At 56.8% G+C, this 18742-nt stretch carries 18 protein-coding genes; 16 read left to right on the forward strand and 2 right to left on the reverse strand.

Annotation, left to right across the window (positions count from 1 at the left end):
* Position 1 precedes the first annotated feature (1 nt).
* Both J3U88_RS14435 and mnmA read left to right on the forward strand, forming a co-directional pair.
* Positions 2-304 (forward strand): hypothetical protein, encoded by a 303-nt coding sequence (locus J3U88_RS14435; protein WP_207859570.1) that lies wholly within the window; start codon positions 2-4, stop codon positions 302-304.
* Positions 305-349: 45 nt separating this feature from the next.
* Positions 350-1486, forward strand: a complete 1137-nt coding sequence (gene mnmA, locus J3U88_RS14440) for a tRNA 2-thiouridine(34) synthase MnmA (RefSeq protein WP_207859571.1) — start codon at positions 350-352, stop codon at positions 1484-1486.
* 321 nt (positions 1487-1807) lie between these two features.
* Here the strand turns inward: mnmA and rpsU are convergent, their stop codons facing one another.
* A complete protein-coding gene (gene rpsU / locus J3U88_RS14445; RefSeq protein ID WP_207859572.1) occupies positions 1808-2023 on the reverse strand; it encodes a 30S ribosomal protein S21 in 216 nt (71 codons plus the stop codon).
* A 247-nt stretch (positions 2024-2270) separates the two neighbouring features.
* Between rpsU and J3U88_RS34650 the strand changes: the two genes are divergently transcribed.
* The 12 genes from J3U88_RS34650 to J3U88_RS14500 all read left to right on the forward strand — a co-directional run bounded on the left by J3U88_RS34650 (position 2271) and on the right by J3U88_RS14500 (position 13629).
* Positions 2271-2396 carry a hypothetical protein gene (locus J3U88_RS34650; protein WP_279382537.1) on the forward strand — a complete coding sequence of 42 codons (126 nt, stop codon included), beginning with the start codon at positions 2271-2273 and terminating at the stop codon, positions 2394-2396.
* 148 nt (positions 2397-2544) lie between these two features.
* The gene (locus tag J3U88_RS14450) at positions 2545-3444 is read left to right on the forward strand and encodes a DUF58 domain-containing protein (RefSeq protein ID WP_207859573.1); all 900 of its coding nucleotides are present in this window, start codon (positions 2545-2547) and stop codon (positions 3442-3444) included.
* A gap of 430 nt (positions 3445-3874) precedes the next feature.
* Complete coding sequence (locus tag J3U88_RS14455; protein WP_207859574.1) at positions 3875-5725, forward strand: multiheme c-type cytochrome; 1851 nt, start codon at positions 3875-3877, stop codon at positions 5723-5725.
* Positions 5722-6411, forward strand: coding sequence for a tRNA (N6-threonylcarbamoyladenosine(37)-N6)-methyltransferase TrmO (tsaA, locus tag J3U88_RS35005; protein WP_207859575.1), 690 nt, complete (start codon positions 5722-5724; stop codon positions 6409-6411). Before J3U88_RS14455 ends, tsaA begins: the two co-directional genes overlap by 4 nt.
* A gap of 163 nt (positions 6412-6574) precedes the next feature.
* Complete coding sequence (gene folE, locus J3U88_RS14465; protein ID WP_207859576.1) at positions 6575-7180, forward strand: GTP cyclohydrolase I FolE; 606 nt, start codon at positions 6575-6577, stop codon at positions 7178-7180.
* Between the two features lie 30 nt (positions 7181-7210).
* Entirely contained in the window at positions 7211-8668 is a 1458-nt protein-coding gene (locus J3U88_RS14470; protein WP_207859577.1) for a hypothetical protein, read from the forward strand.
* Positions 8669-8730: 62 nt separating this feature from the next.
* A complete protein-coding gene (locus tag J3U88_RS14475; RefSeq protein WP_207859578.1) occupies positions 8731-9777 on the forward strand; it encodes a succinylglutamate desuccinylase/aspartoacylase domain-containing protein in 1047 nt (348 codons plus the stop codon).
* A 528-nt stretch (positions 9778-10305) separates the two neighbouring features.
* Positions 10306-10671: a hypothetical protein gene (locus tag J3U88_RS14480; RefSeq protein ID WP_207859579.1), complete on the forward strand. Its 366-nt coding sequence runs from the start codon at positions 10306-10308 to the stop codon at positions 10669-10671.
* Positions 10672-10681: 10 nt separating this feature from the next.
* Positions 10682-11674, forward strand: a complete 993-nt coding sequence (locus J3U88_RS14485) for a hypothetical protein (RefSeq protein WP_207859580.1) — start codon at positions 10682-10684, stop codon at positions 11672-11674.
* 48 nt (positions 11675-11722) lie between these two features.
* Positions 11723-12217 carry a hypothetical protein gene (locus J3U88_RS14490; protein WP_207859581.1) on the forward strand — a complete coding sequence of 165 codons (495 nt, stop codon included), beginning with the start codon at positions 11723-11725 and terminating at the stop codon, positions 12215-12217.
* Between the two features lie 96 nt (positions 12218-12313).
* On the forward strand, positions 12314-13159 hold the full coding sequence (locus tag J3U88_RS14495; protein WP_207859582.1) for a hypothetical protein: 846 nt from the start codon (positions 12314-12316) through the stop codon (positions 13157-13159).
* Positions 13156-13629: a DUF4123 domain-containing protein gene (locus tag J3U88_RS14500; protein WP_207859583.1), complete on the forward strand. Its 474-nt coding sequence runs from the start codon at positions 13156-13158 to the stop codon at positions 13627-13629. The genes J3U88_RS14495 and J3U88_RS14500 overlap by 4 nt, the downstream gene beginning before the upstream one ends.
* Before the next feature lie 609 nt (positions 13630-14238).
* Here the strand turns inward: J3U88_RS14500 and J3U88_RS14505 are convergent.
* The gene (locus J3U88_RS14505) at positions 14239-16581 is read right to left on the reverse strand and encodes a hypothetical protein (RefSeq protein WP_207859584.1); all 2343 of its coding nucleotides are present in this window, start codon (positions 16579-16581) and stop codon (positions 14239-14241) included.
* A gap of 38 nt (positions 16582-16619) precedes the next feature.
* Between J3U88_RS14505 and J3U88_RS14510 the strand changes: the two genes are divergently transcribed.
* Positions 16620-16853 carry a hypothetical protein gene (locus J3U88_RS14510; protein ID WP_207859585.1) on the forward strand — a complete coding sequence of 78 codons (234 nt, stop codon included), beginning with the start codon at positions 16620-16622 and terminating at the stop codon, positions 16851-16853.
* 149 nt (positions 16854-17002) lie between these two features.
* Positions 17003-18394, forward strand: coding sequence for a trypsin-like peptidase domain-containing protein (locus J3U88_RS14515; protein WP_207859586.1), 1392 nt, complete (start codon positions 17003-17005; stop codon positions 18392-18394).
* The last annotated feature ends 348 nt before the right edge of the window (positions 18395-18742 follow it).

Consider the following 18742-nt stretch of genomic DNA (forward strand, 5'->3'; position numbering starts at 1 on the left):
TATGACGATGTTCCTTGCCGTGGTTGCTTTTTTGGTAGCGGCCACCTACCTGTACAACTCGGAAACACCGACGCGCCGCAAGTTCAAAAGCTTTACCGGGAGTGACGATCCTTTTCGCGGTCGTTTCACCGCGCCGCCGCAATCGGAACGCGGCGAAACGGTCGACAAAGGCAAGATGCTGCGATGCCACAACTGCTCGTGTTTCTTCCCGGCCACCCGGGTCACCAATGAGGTGGTCGAAGGCCATATCCTCGAGTTTTGTTCCGAGAACTGTCGTCACAATTTTCATCAACCCAAGTATTAATCACGGTCGCAGCGCACCGTCGAACAAGATCGAGAAGTGACAGCCATGGAAACGAATCTGACCCTTATAAATAAAGAGCGCCCCGCCAAACGCAAGGTGGTCGTGGGCTTGTCGGGCGGGGTCGATTCCGCCGTGGCGGCCTATCGCCTCAAAGAGGAAGGCCACGAGGTGATCGGCATCTTTATGAAGAACTGGGAAGACGACGACGAGGGCTGTACCGCGGAAGACGACCACCGCGACGCACGTCTGGTCGCGGGCACCCTGGGTATTCCGTTTTACACCTTCAATTTTGTCAAAGAATACTGGGACCGCGTGTTCCAACACTTTTTGGCGGAGTACGGCAAAGGTTATACGCCCAATCCCGACATCCTCTGCAACAAAGAGATCAAGTTCAAAGCGTTTCTAGAAAAAGCCATGGCCCTCAAAGCCGACAACCTGGCCACGGGCCATTATGCGCGGGTTGTTTATGAGGACGGCGCCTACCAAATGCTCAAGGGCGTGGACCCCAAGAAAGACCAGTCCTATTTCCTTTACACCTTGCAACAAAACGCTTTGTCGCGCGCGATGTTCCCATTGGGCGACATCCACAAATCCGAGGTGCGCGACATCGCCAAAAAAGCGGGCCTGCCCAATTGGGACCGCAAGGACTCGACCGGCATTTGTTTTATCGGCGAACGCAATTTTAAAGATTTCCTCAAAGGGTACCTGGGCATGAAACCCGGTGTGATTGAGGATCCGAACGGCAAAGTCGTCGGCAAACACGACGGTTTGATGTTCCACACCATTGGCCAGCGCCAGGGTTTGGGTATCGGCGGGCCGGGCGAGCCCTGGTACGTGGCCGCCAAGGATACGGACCGCAACGTGTTGATCGCGGCCCAGGGCAAAAACCACCCCATTCTGTTCGCGCCGGCATTACAGTGTTCCGACTTGAGCACCACCACCGGCGCCCCGCTGCCTTTGGACAGCTTCATTCAGTGCAAAATCCGGTATCGCCAAGACGATCAGGCCTGCCGTGTTTCCGCGGGCCCGGAACCGGGAACCTATCTGGTACAGTTCCCGCAACCCCAGCGCGCGATCGCCCCAAAACAATCCATTGTGTTTTATCAGGGCGACCGTTGTTTGGGCGGCGGCGTCATCGACACGGCCCTGCGCGAAGCGGAACCCAACCAAGTAGCGGGCTAACCCGCATTTCTCACAAGGAGTTCTGCTACGAAGCCGAAACCCTGAGCGACCCCAAAATCAAAGCCGGCAAACCCCTGAAGCAACGCCCCGCCACACCGGCAATCGGTAAACGTGGGCCGCCATGCTGATCCGCATCCACTTCCTACTCGAAGCAACGGCTTCATCCACACCGGCCATCAGTAACCGAGGGCGGCCATGCTGATCCGCATCTTCTAACCATCCAAAAATCCAAAATAAAAAAGCAGCCACCGAAGCGACTGCCTTTTCGAGAAATGGACACAGCTTGTTGTAACAGGCTGTCAATGTTGAGATCAGAGATTCTTAGTTGTAGTAGCGCATCCGTTGGCGTTCTTTGCGAAGCTTTTTCAGGATCTTCTTGCGCGCTTCCAATTTTTCTTTACGACGAATCTCAGAAGGTTTGATGAAATGCTTTCTTTTCTTAATTTCAGAAAACAAACCGGAACGTTCACACTTGCGTTTGAACTGCTTGACGATCTCATCAATTGACTCGTGGCCTTGAAGAACAACAATTGGCATAAAGTGTCACATCCTTTCTATGTTGAATTGGCGGTCCTCGGAAAGGTTCCTGGACACAAGTTGCGAATCATAGCACAAAGCACGCCCATGAACAAGGAATTGCAGGCCCCTACCAACCCAAGCGGAAAAGGCCCTGGGCCGGCACGCCATTCGTTCTTGACTCAAATCGCAGGCAAGGATAAGGTTGCAATGGATCTGGGTGCCGACCTGAGGCACCAGACGACGACCCTACACGGAGCTGCACCATATGTGGTACCTTGCATCGTTTCTTTTAACCGTATCCCCCATCATCTTGGGGATCGGCGCGGTCATCGGTCATTTTGTGGTCGATGAATTTTACAAATACCCGCTCTACGACAACTACGACCAGTAACCGGGTCACCCGCACTTAAAGAACACGTCCATCAGAAGCACCTCGTTGAGGTGCTTTTTGCGTTTACACGAAACCGGGGTAGTGTTTGCCGAATTCATCCACGCCGAAACCAAAAAAATGGGTCCTCCAAAACACGGGCAAGTTCTTCATGTGGACCACCCTTATTTTGTACGGCGTCAGCTACTTGACCACCAACAGCACCATTTTCCTGTTCAGCAGCATTTTTTCGGCGATCCTGGTCTATAGCTTCTTTTACCTGCGGTTTTTGTTCCCCAAGCTGGACATTAAAGTCCGCAATCCGTCCGAACTCTTCGCCGGCCGCGACGGCTCCTTTGAAATCCACCTGAAAAGCCACAACCGCCGCCTGCCCTTCGGCCCCTTAGAGATCACCTTTGTGACCGACCAAGACGATGTCACCTTCCAGACCGTGGTCCCCAGCGTGCCCGCCCACGAGGAAGTGGTCCATACCATTCATTTAACCCCCAAAAAACGCGGCCGTCTCAAAATCATCGAGGTCTACCTGCAAAGCGCCGTCCCTTTCGGCCTGTTCGCCCGGCGCCAAAGCTTGGTTTTGGACCAAGAACTGCTAATTTTCCCGGAAATTCTCGACAAGGTACAGCGCCTCCCCCACAGTGAAGAACCCCGCACCGGTCTCGAACCCCAACAAAGCGAGGATTTCCAATACCTGTCACCCTACCAGTCGGGCGACGACATCCGCATGATCCACTGGCGCAAATCGGCCACCTCCCAAATCCCCATCGTGCGCCGGGACTTCCAAAAAAAAGAACGGGTTGACCCGCGCATCTTTTTGGCCGATACCTGCCCCCACTTCGAATACGCGATTAAGGTGATGGCCACCTGGGTGGTGGAAGACCAAGGTTTTGACGATTGGGCGGTGTTTGCCCAGCACGGCCTGCAACAGCCGACCGACCAGGCACAAATGCTGGCGATTCTGGCCGAGGCCGAGGCGGTTAACCCGGAGCAGGCGGGCAACCTGCTCAGCAATACGCGACGTCGCGTGATGCGCGCCTCCGAACTCCACCCTTAAACCGAAGAAGCGCGATAACGCGCGGTGATTTTCGCTAAACCTCTGGGCTGCAACGGCCTGCAAAAATGCTCACCGCATCCAGCGGGTGCGCGTCGTGCGCGACCCCGGTCCGCTTTTTCCAAGCCTTTTCGCTCCAGATTTTTAGAGAAAATCCCTCGCTTCAGCGCCTCTTAGGCAAAACCCTTCATCAAAAAGCCGCGGCATCGGTTGCGACGCTTTTCATATTTGGCCACGAAAGCGTATGATGGCGTCATACCTTCATGTTTTCCGGCATGAGGCACGTGGGTTCGTCGCAAGACGGTTTAACTCTTGTGAACTATGCGGGCTAGGCCACCTACCGGCCTTGGGAATTTCGCTTTTATCGTAGGTCGCTATGGTTTCTTTAGGATGGATAAAACGTTGTGTCACACCCCTCGCTCTGGTTGCGGGTTTGCTCCTATCACCCTGCCTTGCACAAATTCAGGGGATCGTGGTTGCCGAGGACGGGCAACACGCCCTGCCTGAGGCGCAGGTTCGCATTCAGGGAAGCAGCCTGGCAACCCTCAGCGACGACGGCGGTTTTTTCAGCCTCGACGATACACGGCCTTTCCCCTTCAAACTCGTCGCCGGCGCCCAAGGATATTACAACCGCGCCATCACCATCGCCGACACCGGCGCGCTCGAGAACTTAATTTTTGAATTAGAAGCGGTCGACACCACGGTGATTCCCGATCATCCCTTTAACGCGCCCGCCTCCTGCAGCGGATGCCACCCCAATCAGTTCAGCGAATGGCTGCGCTCGCCGATGGCCCAAACCGGGCTCAACACCTGGGTCTTTGACTTACTGAGCGGTGACGCGACCGAGGGCGGCACCGGCGGTTTTGTTTATCAGCGCGATTCCGTTCACCGGCTGACCCATCCCAACAGCGACTGTTCCGCCTGCCACTCCCCGGTCCACTGGTTAAGCGACATCGAAAACGCGGGCATGGGCGATTTCCACAATCCCAACCAAGCAATGCGCGAAGGCGTTCAGTGCGAGGTGTGTCACCGCGCGCTCGAAATCGACGAAAGCAAACTCAATTGGCCAGGTGTGTTTCCGGCGTCGTTTAGGCTGCTGCGCGGTCCGCAAATCATCCAGTTCGGCCTGCTTGGCGACGCCGACTACGCCGACAACAGCATCATGCGTCCTGGCTACAACCCATTGATGCAGGACACGTTATGCGCAAGTTGTCACGAGGACAACAACGATCACGACGGCGACGGCGACTTTGAAGATGCGGGTTCGGTTCCCCATGAAACCACCTACAGCGAGTACCTGCGCTACCGGGAAACGGCCGACCCCGAATCGGTGCAAACCTGCGTCGGCTGCCACATGCCCGCGACCAACAGCGCCGGCTTCTGTAGCTTTTCCAATGTGATCCGCGATCCCGGCACGATTCGAAGTCACGAACTGCGCGGGACCAGCCCCGATTACCTGGAAAACGCGCTGACGATGACGGTTGAAACCACCGCGGCAAGCGTCCAAAACCCGCAACTCAGCGTGGCGGTTAACCTCACCAACGACCGCACCGGCCACGCGGTACCGACCGGCATCGCCATTCGCAACATGCTGCTGCTGGTGGAAGTACGCGACAGCAACGGCCTGCTGCTCAACCAAACGGCCGGAACCGTCGTGGACTCAGTCGGCGGGGTTGGCGACTCAGTCGGCGAGGTTGGCGACTCAGTCGGCGGGATTGGCGACTCAGTCGGCGGATCCGCCGACGCCGAGAACGGCTATTACGCGGGCTTGCCAGGCCAAGCCTTTTACAAGAACCTGGCCCGCGGCGACGGCGAGCGGGTTTTTTACACCGAGGCTGATCGGGTCCTTGCCGACAACCGCATCCAGCCAGGCGAAACCTACCGCGGTGTCTTTGCTTTTGAAGCGGGGCCGAGTTCGGATGCGGACGGACCGCTATCGGTTGATGTACGCCTGATTTATCGCCGCGCCTTCTTTGACCTCATCCAGGCCAAGGGTTGGGTGGAAACCGGCCTCGGCGATCCGCTGCCCGACATCGCACCACCTCATTTCGGAACGCTGATGGAACGCGCCCAAGAAACCACAAGCTTCTGTGACCTCAAGGGTTTGGACGTAACGCCCGGCATCCAAATCGCGGATATCAACCTGTTGACGGCCGCATGGCGGCAACCCCTGCCTTACCCGTTTGCAACGGGGGAAACCACCAGCGTGTTGGATTTGGCCGCGCTGGTCTCCTGCCTGCCGGCACCCATGGAACAGCAGCCGGCCAAAAGTGAGGCGCCGTGAAAACCATCGGCATCTTTCGCTCCTGCTTCAAAGAGAAGTTCGGCATCCCGCGTCAGCCGGGATTGACGCGATACGCGCGCGGCCACGTCGAAATGCTGCCGGAATTTGCGGAAGCAGACGCCTTCCGCGGCATTGAGGGTTTCTCGCATTTGTGGCTCTGCTGGGTATTTCACCAGGCGCAACGGGAGACCTGGTCACCCACGGTGCGCCCGCCGCGATTGGGCGGGAACCGCCGCCTCGGCGTGTTTGCCACCCGCTCGCCGTTTCGTCCCAATGCTCTGGGCATGTCGGTGGTAGCCTTTGACCGGTTACACCAAGAAGGAGACCGCTTGGCATTGCATGTGCGCGGCGGTGATTTGGTCGAAGGCACCCCGATTCTCGACATCAAACCCTACCTGCCTTATTCCGACGCCTTACCCGAGGCGAGCGGCGGTTTCGCCGAGCGCAAACCGGCCCCGCTGCTGCCGGTCCGCTTTAGCGACGCGGTTGCACGCCAACTGGCCGACCCGAATCGGTTCCCCGAGGATTTTCAAGCGTTGATCATCGATGTGTTGGCGGCCGATCCACGTCCCGCTTACCGCCGCAAACAAGGCTCGCGTGTGTACGGGGTCAAACTCTACCAATACGACGTGAAGTGGCGGGTGGAACATGACGGTGCGGAAGTTTTTCAAATTGTTTCCTGTTAACCCGAAAACCCCGAACCCCTGGGTTCCAAGCAAAATAACCGTATTTTTCACGAAGGTTCACAGCTTGCAGAGAAATGCGTGCAAGAGTGTGTTTAAATGGGCCACACTTTGACGCAGGCCCGATCCACCCTAAAATACCCTGCAGCCAGGAGTCCCCTTTTTCATGACGCAAAACGCCCCTTCCAAAACCGTATCCGCCGACGACGTACGCGCCGCGGTCAAAACCATTCTGACCTACATCGGCGAGAACCCTGATCGCGAGGGATTGGAAGAAACCCCCGACCGCATCTTGCGCAGTTACAACGACTTGTATTCCGGCTACCAGCAAGAGCCGGCCTCGGTTCTCAAAACTTTTGGTGACGGCGGCGAAGATGTCGACGAAATGATCCTGCAACGCAACATCCCGTTTTTCTCGATGTGTGAACACCATATGCTGCCCTTTTTCGGCGTCGCCCACGTGGCCTACGTCCCCGAAAGCCGCATCGTTGGTCTTTCGAAGCTGGCCCGCTTGGTGGAAGTTTACGCCCGTCGCCTGCAAGTTCAGGAGCGCATGACCAGTCAAATCACCCGCGCCTTAATGGAAACCCTAAACGCACGCGGCGCCGCATGTGTCATCCAAGCCTCTCACCTGTGTATGTTCCAGCGCGGCATCAAAAAACACAGCAGTGACACGGTCACCAGTTCACTGAAGGGCTGCTTCCGTGATCCCGAAACCCGCGGCGAATTCTTGGAACTCATTAAACTCGATGCATCGGTACGCCAATTTTAAAGAAAGAAAGAAGGAAGGGAAGAACAAGCCATGCACCAAAAGAATGTTGTCATTGTTGAGCCTGGCCAATTTGAAACCGACAACCACTACTACCCCCGCGCGCTAAACGCGCAACTGCATCCCATGATCAAACACTTCCTCAGCCTGGGGAATGATCGCATCGCCGAGCGTTATTGCCATCTTCATCCCGAGGTTGATCGTGATGCGGTTATCGAAACGCTTTCCAGCCCGATCAAATACTTGCGCTGGTCCGGCGCCGATCTCTTCTGTGTCTCTAATGATCGCGGCAATCGCAAAGTCGTGGTCATCGAATTGAATTCCTGTCCCTCCGGTCAAAAATCCGTACCGCTGGACGGGGAGTACGACGACCAGAGCGGCTACCGCACCTTGCTTGAACGATCCCTGGTTCCTTATTTAAAGAAACGGACCCTGCCGGAAGGCGATGTCGCGGTCCTTTACGACAAAAACCACATGGAGGCCTCGGGTTACGCGGCCACCCTCGCCGACCTACAAGGTAAACCCGTGTTCCTGGTCCCCTTCCACGACAAAGACCCCGATCCGCCCGCGCGTTTTAACGATCAAGGTGTTTTGTCCATTCGCAAGCCCGACGGAGCATGGCAACCCATCCGCGCGGCCATGCGTTATGTCACGCAAAAGCCCTGGAACCGCATTCCCCCCATCACCCGGACCATGATTTTTAACCCAATCCTGGGGTGTCTCGCGGGGGGTCGCAACAAAATGCTGGCGGCCAAAGCCTACGACTTCTTTAACGGAAAAATGCGCGGAACCCGCTTGGCGGTGCGTACCCCGGAAACGATTTGGGATGTTCCCAAATCTTCGGTGCCGCTTTACGTCGAACGCTTGGGCGGGGTCGCCGTGGTTAAAAACCCCTACAGCAACGCGGGCCAGGGCGTTTGGACCATCATTAACCAAGAAGAACTCGACCGTTTTATGGCGATTGAGGCCGACTACGACCGCTTCATCGTGCAATCGTTAATCGGTAACGCCAAGTGGAGTTCACGCGGTGCGCAAGAAACGCTGTACCATGTGGGCACGGTTCCCGACAAACGCAACCGCATCTTCGTGGCCGACCTGCGCTTTATGGTGGGTTCAAGCGAACAAGGTTTCTTCCCCGTGGCCATTTACGCACGACGCGCGCCCTCACCACTCGCCGGTGAACTGGGCAACGATTCCAGCACCTCCTGGGATATGTTGGGGACCAACCTCTCCTACAAGGACGGCGAAGGCCGGTGGCAGACGCAAACGGAACGCTTGATGCTCATGGACAACCGTGACTTTAACAAGCTGGGCATCGGGCTGGACGATTTGATCGAATCCTATCTGCAAACGGTGATGGCAACCCGCGCCATCGACGAAATGGCCGATTCACTGGTGAGCACCAAAGGAAAATTTAAGTTTCGCTTCTTCCGAACCGTAAACCCAGACGACCGTTTGGTCGATGAAATCTGCAGATTACCCAGCACTTGAGGAACCGCCTTATCGCCGATTTAGATCCCCAACTCACTTTAGCCACGCCCGAGGAGCCCCCCGTGACGGCAGCCAAAGAAACGATTGAAACGATTCGTCTCACCCAAGAACTCAACTTGGAGGAACTGCCCCACGGGTGCATCACTCGGTTAAAGGTCGTGCTCTCTCACGACGGCATGGGCCAGCCGGTATGGGTGCCGGTGATGGTTTTTCGCGGCGAAAAACCGGGGCCGGTATTTGGGATTACGGCCGCCTTACACGGTAACGAGGTCAACGGCATTCCGGTGATTCACCAGCTCTTTCAGAAACTGGACCGCAACTTACGCGGCACCGTGGTGGCGGTCCCGGTCACCAACGTGCCCGGCTACAACGCGCGAACGCGAACCCACACGGACGGCACCGATCTGAACACGATCATGCCGGGCCGCGTCGACGGCAACGACGCCCAGGTTTACGCCTATCGCCTCAGCCAACGCATTGTGCGCCACTTCAATTTTCTGGTCGACCTTCACACGGCCTCGTTCGGGCGTATTAACAGCCTGTACGTACGCGCCGATTTAAGCGACGAAATGACGGCCAAAATGGCCTACTTGCAACGCCCGCAAATCATTCTTCAGAACCAACCCTCGGACGGCACACTGCGCGGCCACGCCATGGACCTGGGCATTCCCGCGATCACCGTGGAGATCGGAAATCCGCACCGCTTCCAACCGGAGTTCATTCGGTTGTCGCTTTCGGGATTACGCGCGGTACTGAGCGAAGTGGGCATGGTGCGCAAACGCCATCGTTCGCCGGGTCCACCCCCCGTGCTTTGCGGCAATTCCTATTGGATTTACGCGGACCACGGCGGCCTGTTGGAAGTGTTCCCCAACGTGAAAGACGACGTGGAAAAAGGCCAGGTCATAGCACGGCTGACCAATGTGTTCGGCGATGTGGTGCGCGAATACCGCGCGCCGGAAGACGGCATCGTCATCGGCAAAAGCGTGGACCCTGTCGGCCAAACCGGGGCCAGAATTCTGCATTTAGGGCAGAAATATACGGACCATGCGCTTCAGGCGTTTAAAAAAGAAATCGACGTACAATCCTTGGGCATGCCCGTCGACAGCTAAGCGGCAAGTCAACCACCCGCATCACCGGTTCCTTATTGAACAAGTCAGTTCCGCGTCCCACGACCCGCGGTTGCGCGACGCACGTGGGCGCCCCGACCCATTAACCGAAGCAGCGCGATGAATCGCGGTGGTTGCTGCCTAATTTCGGGATTGCACCGGCCTGTAAAAATGCGCACCGCACCCAGCGGGCGCGGTCGGGCGCGACCCCGGCTCGCTTATTCCAAACCATCGCGCTCCAAACCGTTAGGCAAAACCCTCGCTTCAGCACCTCTTAAATTAAACGGTTGGGCCATGTCAGGCATGGTCCAACCGATTCCCCGTGCTCGGGCGGGGCTCATTCACACCTGTGCCGCGGTTCGCGTAGGCACGTTTGTTCGGAAAGGACGCACGCGGGCGGTGTCGGTATGGCGAAAAAAACCATCGGGTGGTCGCCTGCAAGACGAAAAACTGCCGTCAGAATTTGTATTCCACTCTTAAAAGATGCTTGGTAGAATAGTCGTCCAACCCACAATCAAAGGTCCTACAGCATTGCTTACCCTAAAAAGCGAACATGTAAGAATTATTGAATACAGTTCAAAAATCAACTTCTTCGAAAGAGTCCGAGCCAAACTCCGGGAATTTGACCCCACCGCGGCCAAAACACCGGAAGCAGAGCTAGATGCGTTCATTGAACGACACTACCAAGTTGCCAAACAATACGACCTCATCAGCGAAAAGCAATGCATGGTCTGGATTTTTGTTACTTGGGTCTGGGGCGAAGATATCGTCGAGAAGCATAGTTATATTCACGCATTGCTGGATAACCATCTAGCAGATGCCGACGCCAAAGCGGAAGGACTGTGGCGCTGGCACATTCAGCAGGACTTGCTGAGAAAAGAAACATTATCTTTATAGGAGGTTCCCCATGGGCAACCTTGGATGGGGCAAAAAGGACAAAAGCCCCACCGACGGCTTCTCCGACAAGGAGGTCGGCAAAACCTGTGTAGGCTGTGAAGCGGGTCAGGAGCCGCTCTCGGACATGGATCTCGACGGGGTCATCATGGGTCGAAAAGACGGCGCCTGTGCGCCCCTAACCAAAAAGAACGAAGCACTGACCCGCGCGACCATCCAAGGTGCCAAGGAACAAGCCTTCACTTCCAACAGCAATTGCTGTAAAGGCAAACACCCCCCGGACGGCGTCGCCGACAAAACCATCGTCTATGTCAACGGCATTCGCACCCAACAAGGCGGCCATTGCCAAACCCTGCAAGACGTCGCCGACACCACCTGCGCCAAGGTGATTGGGGTTTACAACGCCACCCGAAATTCAGTCGCGGATCTGTGGCAGGCCAAACAAGACAAAAGCTGGATTAAGAAGCACGCGGCCGACGCGGAAAAAGACGCGCCGGACGAAGAACCCAGAATGAGTCCCAAAGGGCGCAACCCGGCGGTCGACACCCTGCGCGACATGATTTATGCCGAGGCAAGCAGCGATCAAGAAATGGAAATCTTCGCCCACAGCCAGGGGGGCGCCATTACCAGCGTCGCATTGTACGAGGCGGAAAAACAACTCGCCGGCGCGGGCATGGAAGAAAACATGAGCAAGGTATCGGTTACCAGCATGGGATCGGCCGCGCAACAATGGCCGGACGGCCCCGAATATACCCATTTGATCCACGCCCGTGATTTCACGCCGGTGAAGCTCGGCCTGCGCAAAAGCGCAAAGAAAGACGCCTCAAGAGCCGGCAAGGGCGCCAAAGTGGTCCGTTTTGTCGGAGAACCCGGCGGCGGTTCGTTCAAGGAAATGGAACCGGGCGACGATACCGGCGGCACGTCCTTCACCAAGTACCACGATGTGGACCAGACCTACCTCAAGGCCCAAAGCCAATTTAACAACGGGTGCCGGGGCAAGTCCTAAGCCTTGCCCCGTAAAGCCCGGGCTTCACCCTGATCACGAGGAGAACACATGTCCGAATTGAACAAGCAAGCACTTGAGGCGGCTTCCGAACTGGTTTCGTACGTGGGCGATACGGTCGTCGGCATCAACTTGGAACTCGACGAAAACCACCAATACCAAAACAACGTCCTCTCCTTTCGCTTCAACCCGGAGACCAACCGCCTCGAGGTAAGCCATTATGTTGCCGCCGCGGGCTTGCCGGACGATCCCCCCAAGCTCGTGCAGCGTTTCAAAATGGTGGATACCGCCCTACAAGACCCCGCCATTGGGGGGATGTATGAAATGGACGGCGGCAAGGTTCACTTGGTTGAAGAAAAAAGAGTATTCGAGTACACTAAGGAATACGATCCACTAACAATTAGCAAACAAGACTTCCGCAAACAATTCCAATATTACTTAAAGATCGCTCAAGCTTGGAGTGATCGTTGGTATCTGCAAGTAGCACGTATCACCCATGGCAAACGTGAAGCGCCATCCGCGCCGGTCACACTGAACAATCCCTGATCTTTTTTGCCCTTAACCTACCCCCTATTTCACTACACGGAACATTCATTATTCTGATGACAACCTTCCGAGCTGTTTGTATAAGGTCTCGCTACCATGAAATCACACTTTTTCAGAAGTAACGCGATTGTGCGCACGAAGTTTTTTCGCCACGACCGCAGGTTCTACCAACACACCGTTCCCGATGTTTACCCGCTCTTCGCCTATGATTCGGTGCGAACCGAGGCGCTAACATCCTGGCGGCGCGATCTGCGCCATCAACAAGGCATCTCGGTGCCACCGCCCCCGGTCATGCTCGAGGCTGAATTTGAAGCCGGCGGCATCATCAAACAACGCCTGCTGGAGAGACAGCGCCTAGAACTGCTGTTGTGTGAAAATCCCGGCTACATGCTGCATTACGCCCAACGGTTACACGACCACCTGGGGATTAACCACGGCATCCTCATTGATTACGCAACGTCCCATCACAACCACAAGTTCCTCAACTGCATCCTGGTAAGCGCTGATTTTTATTACACCTGGCTGGGACGAAACCCCGATCAATGGTTTCACGATTCACTGGATCGCTGGCAACTTTGGGAAATGATTCGCGCCTTTAACTTGGAAGTCCCACCGGAACACCTCAACCCCATTCCCAAAACCGGGCTTTTGGTTGGCGAACCGTTTTGGGAAGCCGTCGCCAACATTCACAGCGGCCGTGTTTTTTACCCCCTCGACCAGCTTAACGAGGAAGGGAGCGGTTCCGCTGCAGGCGGTGCCGGTGCTTCATCCGGCCAAACCCCTGCCGGGGGCGCCGCTAACGCGCCGGCCGGTTACCTCCAAGATAACAGCGGCGCTTCATCCGCCGCGGCGAAAAAACCCGTTACCCTCAGCCCACAACAGGTTGCCACCTTCAAAAAGGCGGCAAAACAAGGCATGCCCTTTGCCGAGGTTTGCGCTTGAGGAACGCAGGCGCCACCCTTGACACAACCATGGCACACCTGACCGAGCAAACCAAACGGTTGGGTGAGCATCACCTTTTATACGCGTTGGTCGACGGCGCCCATGAACCTTTTATCCACCGACGTATTTTGCTTTCGGGCGGCACCTACCGCTGCCTTTACCGGGGGCATCTCTCCGAAACAGTCCAAGAAATCGCCCCCTACCTTGTCCTGCTGCAATCAGGAAGGACCACCACCGAATGGATCATCGAAGAAGGTATCCCCAACCACTGGGCTTCTTTTTTCGCATCGGTCCATGACATCGATTTTCTGCAACGTCATTTTCGGAAATTTTTGACGGTCCAGCGCGAGGACGGCCAAAAACTGTACTTCCGCTTCTACGACCCGCGAGTCATTCCGCTGATCGCAGAAACGGAGCTTTTGGACGCCTTGTGCAAACCGGGCATCACCTTTCTGACGCCAAAAACCTAGCCCGGGTTTTACGGGGGGAGGTTCCCGGGGAGCATGGCTTGGTTTCTCTTATTTCTCAGGATTTTCGAGTTTTTAGAGGATGGCGAGATGCAGTTTTTCCCTTGCCCGCCCAACAACGTTGGGCTGGACGGATCGCGCATGCGGATAACGCCGTCGCTTCGTTTACTCGCATTCAATACCGTATAATTTCACCCACACAAAAACGCTTAATTCCAATCGTTTGAACACCATCAAACATGATTTTCACGGGATTAGCCCCCACTCGCGGCAGCTTCATTCGCGCGGCATCCCATGAATCAACCCGGCCAGACGCCCTTCCAAAGCGCTACCCGGCATGGTCGCATACGGATGCATCAACGCCCCCATCCATCCAAGGCGCGACCCCCGAGTGGAAGGACACCCCGCCTACCGCCCATCTTCAAATCATCCTTATATCCTTAGAGAAAAACGAAGACCGAGCCAAGCTATCGGTACACAGCCATCACCCACAAACCCACTCAAAACTGGGTTCACCGGTGACCCCATTGATTCAGCGTGATGTTATGAACCGGGGGCGGCTTTTCGGCACACGGCTTCACATCATGCCGGGTGCCAAAAAACATCTACCTTTTAGGGATTGAGCGATTCAGCAAGGGTCGCATAAAAGGTGCGGGCCAAGCTGCTGATGTCGGGGTGCTCCATTTTGTCGATTCGCGAGAGTACCGCTTCTTTATTGCGTTCCTTGGCGAGGATTTTGAACCGACGCTCGTCCACGTAGCGCTGAATCTGACCCACAAATTTGGGATAGTTCTTCTCAGGAAAGAACGCGCAGATTTGGTCGAGAATCCCGTTGAGCTGCTCGGCCAGCGCATCCTCGTTGACGCCGGGCGTGACAAAGGCATCCGACTGGTTTCCGCTGTCGTCCAAGCCGTCGCCCTCGGAAACATCGGGCTGTGAGGTAAAGGGTTCGGGCTGCGAGGTGAAGGGCTCGGCTTGCGCGGTGAGCGGCTCGGGCTGCGAGGTCAGATCGTCGGCGGTGACGTCTTGAGGACCCAAGTCACCAAGATCACTGGTATTGCCAAATTCGGGGACGCTGGAGAAGTCCTCGGGATCGCCGGCGGCGGAAAGATCACCGAAATCGGGGGACTCCGGTTTGGGCGCCACAAAATCCTCTTCCTCGCCGTTCATGGTCATGAAATCGTTCATTTCGGAAAGGGACTCGGGATCGAAATCATCAGCCACAAAACCGGGATCACTCACGCCCTGCAAATCTTCGGCACTGATGTCGGACTCTATTAAATCATCGGCACGAATATCGGACACGGCCTCGCGAACAAGATCGTCGGCGGAAACATCGGGTTCAATCGCCGCGGCTTCGACCGCTTCAGGTTCCGAATCGTCCGCGGCCGGAGCGGCCTCAACCGGCATGAACGCCTCGGCGTCGGCGTCGGCTGAGTTCTCGGCCACATGATCGCCGTTTTCTTCCTCAGCCTCGGCTGCCGGTTCCTCTGCTTCGAGCGCCGTCACGGCCTCTTCATCCGCGTCAAAAGCCGTCTCGGTCGGTTTGTCTGTTTCAAACGCCGCCTCGGCCTCTTCAGCAACAGGCTGCGCTTCAACCACCTCAAATTCTTGGGGCAGGTCGGGATCGTCGAAACCGGTATCAAAGGATGCAAGTTCCTCGTTGTTCAGTTCTTCTACAGGTTCTTCCACGGCCGGACCGTCTTCACCATCCACGGAGGCATTGGCCACTTCCATCATTTCTTCCGCGGCTGAGGCGGCGGCTTGCATGGAGTCCGGCAGCTCTTCCACCGATTTCCAGTGCGCCTCCTCGGCCTCGGGCGCGGGCTCAAAGGCGCCCTCATCCTCCCCTTCCACGGCGGGATTGGTAGAAAAAGCGGTATCGACACCGGCCTCGGGATCGGGCGCCGCCTCGGGCTCAGGTTCAACTTCTTCCTCCGGCGCCCCTTCTGCAGGGGCCTCGGCTTCTTCGGGCGGCGCGGCCGCGGCCGGTTCCGGTGGGACAAATTCATGAGTCGGCACAAAAGCATCGTCAACCGCGGCGGTAACCAAATCCAGTTCCCCGGTCGGCACGGAACGGGTATCGATCTGGTCGGGGTCGTTGGGATGGTGCAAAATGTCGGGATCCTTGGCCACCGGCTCCGCTTCCACCAGCCAGGTTGCCTCGGTCTCATCCGACATGGTCGGTTCGGCAAAAGCTTGGGGTTCGGTTTCGGCTTGCGAACCGTCTTCCGCCGCGGGCGCCATCGGCATGGGCTTGGCAACGGCCAAATCCATCGACATGCCGTTGCTCCCGGACAAGATGTTAAATTCGTCGGGTCGCAAGAAACCGCGAACCCCAACAGCACGCACTTCCTCGGCGGTGGAAATGGCCACCATGCCACGCACATGATCCTCGGCCGAATAGGTCCGCGTGTCCAAAAAACGCACGGTGATGGAACCTTGTTCTTGGTGGACGCCGCCGACCGCGGTCATGCGTTCACCTTGGTACATGCCGCTGAGCTGCACCTTGCCGGCGCTGCACTCCACCACGTTCACCTCGCGGCCCCGCAAAAAGAGGTCGCCTTCAATCTGGAGTTGATCGATTTCGATGCGGTCGGCTTCGATGACGGCCGATTTGGCCTTGAGCGTGTGAATACGCAGGGTCTCGGCTTTCAGCGCGAGGTGATCGGTCAAGGTCAGCTGATGACACTGAAGATCGCGCGCCTCAATTTCACCCTCCTCCCCGCTTACCGAGGTCGCGGTCACGGCTTGACCGCGCAGGGCAATTCCGGTCGCCGCGGAAATTTTCGCGCAGGTAAGCGATTCGGCCGAGCTGTGGAGCACCACACCGCCACCGGTGGAGGTCACCTCTTGGGGACTCAGGCTGTTTTCTATGACAATGTCGCCGGAATAGGAAATCTTGGTGAGCGCGCCTTCGAGAACACAATCCTTGGGGATATAGAGCTTAGCCATGCAATGTCACCTTGGCCGGGATTAATGGAAACAGGAACGTGGATGACGAAATCTTAACCTATCGGGCATCAGCCCCGCAACCAGCCATTCGGGGGGAAATCGAGAAGGCGAGCCTGGTCACGGACGCCCGCGCCGGGCCGACCCGCCTCGGCAGGACAATGTGTCGTACCCGTATGACCGAATGGGATTGGTTACAGGCCGCCTTGACCATGAAAAAGCAGGGCTACGAAAAAAAACAAGCTGAGTTGCAGAACCGCCACAAAAAACATTAAATTAAATATTTCAAACTGTTTAACCAATCACAGCCCAGAAAGCCCGTTCTTTGGCACTGAATTTGCCCTAAGGCGTAGCATAAAAACGGGTGGGTGCCGGGACATAAAACGGCACAACAGGTGTCCGCCCCAACTGAAGGAGATCTGCTATGAAGAAATCGCTTATCCTGCTCTGTTTATTGACCACCGGTTTTTTTCCGGTCAGCGCACAGCGGCTTGAAGGTTACGCCGATTTGGTCGAAAAAGTACGCCCGGCCGTCGTTCAGATCCAGTCGCGCGTGGAACAAAGCCGCTCCCGCCCCTTCAACCCCTTTTTCTACCAACAACAGCCTCGCCGTCGTGGTGGTGGCTCGGGTACCGGGTTTCTCATTAGCGAGAACGGTTTGGTAGTCACCAATCGCCACGTGGTCAACGACGCGGACCGCCTCACCGTCACCCTACACGACGGTCGCGAAATGGAAGCCGAGTTGGTCGGCAAAGACGACGGCATGGACATCGCGCTCCTTAAAATCGAGGCGCGCAACCTGCAACCGCTGACACTGGGTACCAGCCACAACTTACGCCTCGGCGATACGGTGCTGGCCCTGGGTTACCCCCTCCACCTCGGTTTTTCGGTAACCAGCGGTATCGTGAGCGGTATCGGCCGCAACATGAACGTGGGCCAATTCGATCTGGCCACCTACATTCAAACCGACGCCGACATCACCTTCGGCAATTCCGGCGGCCCCCTGGTCAACAACGCGGGCGAGGTCATCGGCATCAACACCATGATCGTCTCCCAGGGTGAAACCTACGGTTTCGCGATTCCCAGCGATCTCGTCCGCCACAGCATCGACCAATTGCGCCGTCACGGCGAAGTGCGCCGCGGCGCACTGGGCGTCACGCTCGCAAGTCTCGACGCCGAGGCCCGCGAATACTACGGCGTTCCCGGCGGCGCTTTGATTCAAACCGTCGCGCCCGGCTTCCCCGCCGAAAAAGCCGGCATCCAAAAGGATGATGTGATTCTCGCGGTGGGCAAACAAGACGTGCTCAACCACCGTGACCTGATGGCGGCCATCGGCCAACACCCTCCCGGCGCAAAGGTTAACCTCAAGGTACTGTCCCGTGGGCGCACCCAAGAGAAAACCGTGGTCTTGGGTGACCGCCGCAGCTTGACCGATCCGAATTTCCGCAACCGCGCCACCGAGCCCACCGAGCCGGTCCAAGAAGAACCCGCGAACTTGCTGGAAAGCTTGGGCATGTCGGTTCGACCCCTGAGCGAACAGGCACGCACCGAGCTGGCGCTGGAACGCAATGTCGCGGGTGTGCTCATCGATGAGGTCGACGAAGACAGCCTGGCCTTCAACAAAAACATCGTGCCGGGCACCATCCTGACCCATATCGACCGCAAACAAGTCGAGAACCCCAAGGATGCTGAACAGATCCTCAAGCGCATCGGTTCCGGCAAATTGGTTCCGGTCCGCGTCTTGCAAGTGAACCGCGGCGTGGGCAACGGTGATGTCAGCCATGTAGAACGCACCGTGTTCCTGCGCAAACGTTAACCTCTCCATCCATCGGCACATCCCCCATCACGCGGGCCCTAGCGGCCCGGAAGAAAGGGGGCGTTAAAAGGCGAAAAAGAAGCGAGAAAGGGGCCACCCTATTGCGACTTTTTCGCCTTCTTTTTTTTGGCACCCATTCAAGATGTGACCTGGCTCGCGCGACCCCCTTTTTCCCACCCGAAATCACAGGATTTTTACAACCGGTAGGGGACGGACACCAAGGGGAATGTTAAGATTGGTCCCGGCACACGCGCCCCCCACGAGCACTGATTGCGCGATGTTTGGCTCGCCAAACGCCGCGGTTCCAACCACCGCGAGGCGAGATGGGACCCAACCATACCGCAACAG

Source organism: Acanthopleuribacter pedis (assembly GCF_017377855.1).
In the GTDB taxonomy this organism is placed as follows: domain Bacteria; phylum Acidobacteriota; class Holophagae; order Acanthopleuribacterales; family Acanthopleuribacteraceae; genus Acanthopleuribacter; species Acanthopleuribacter pedis.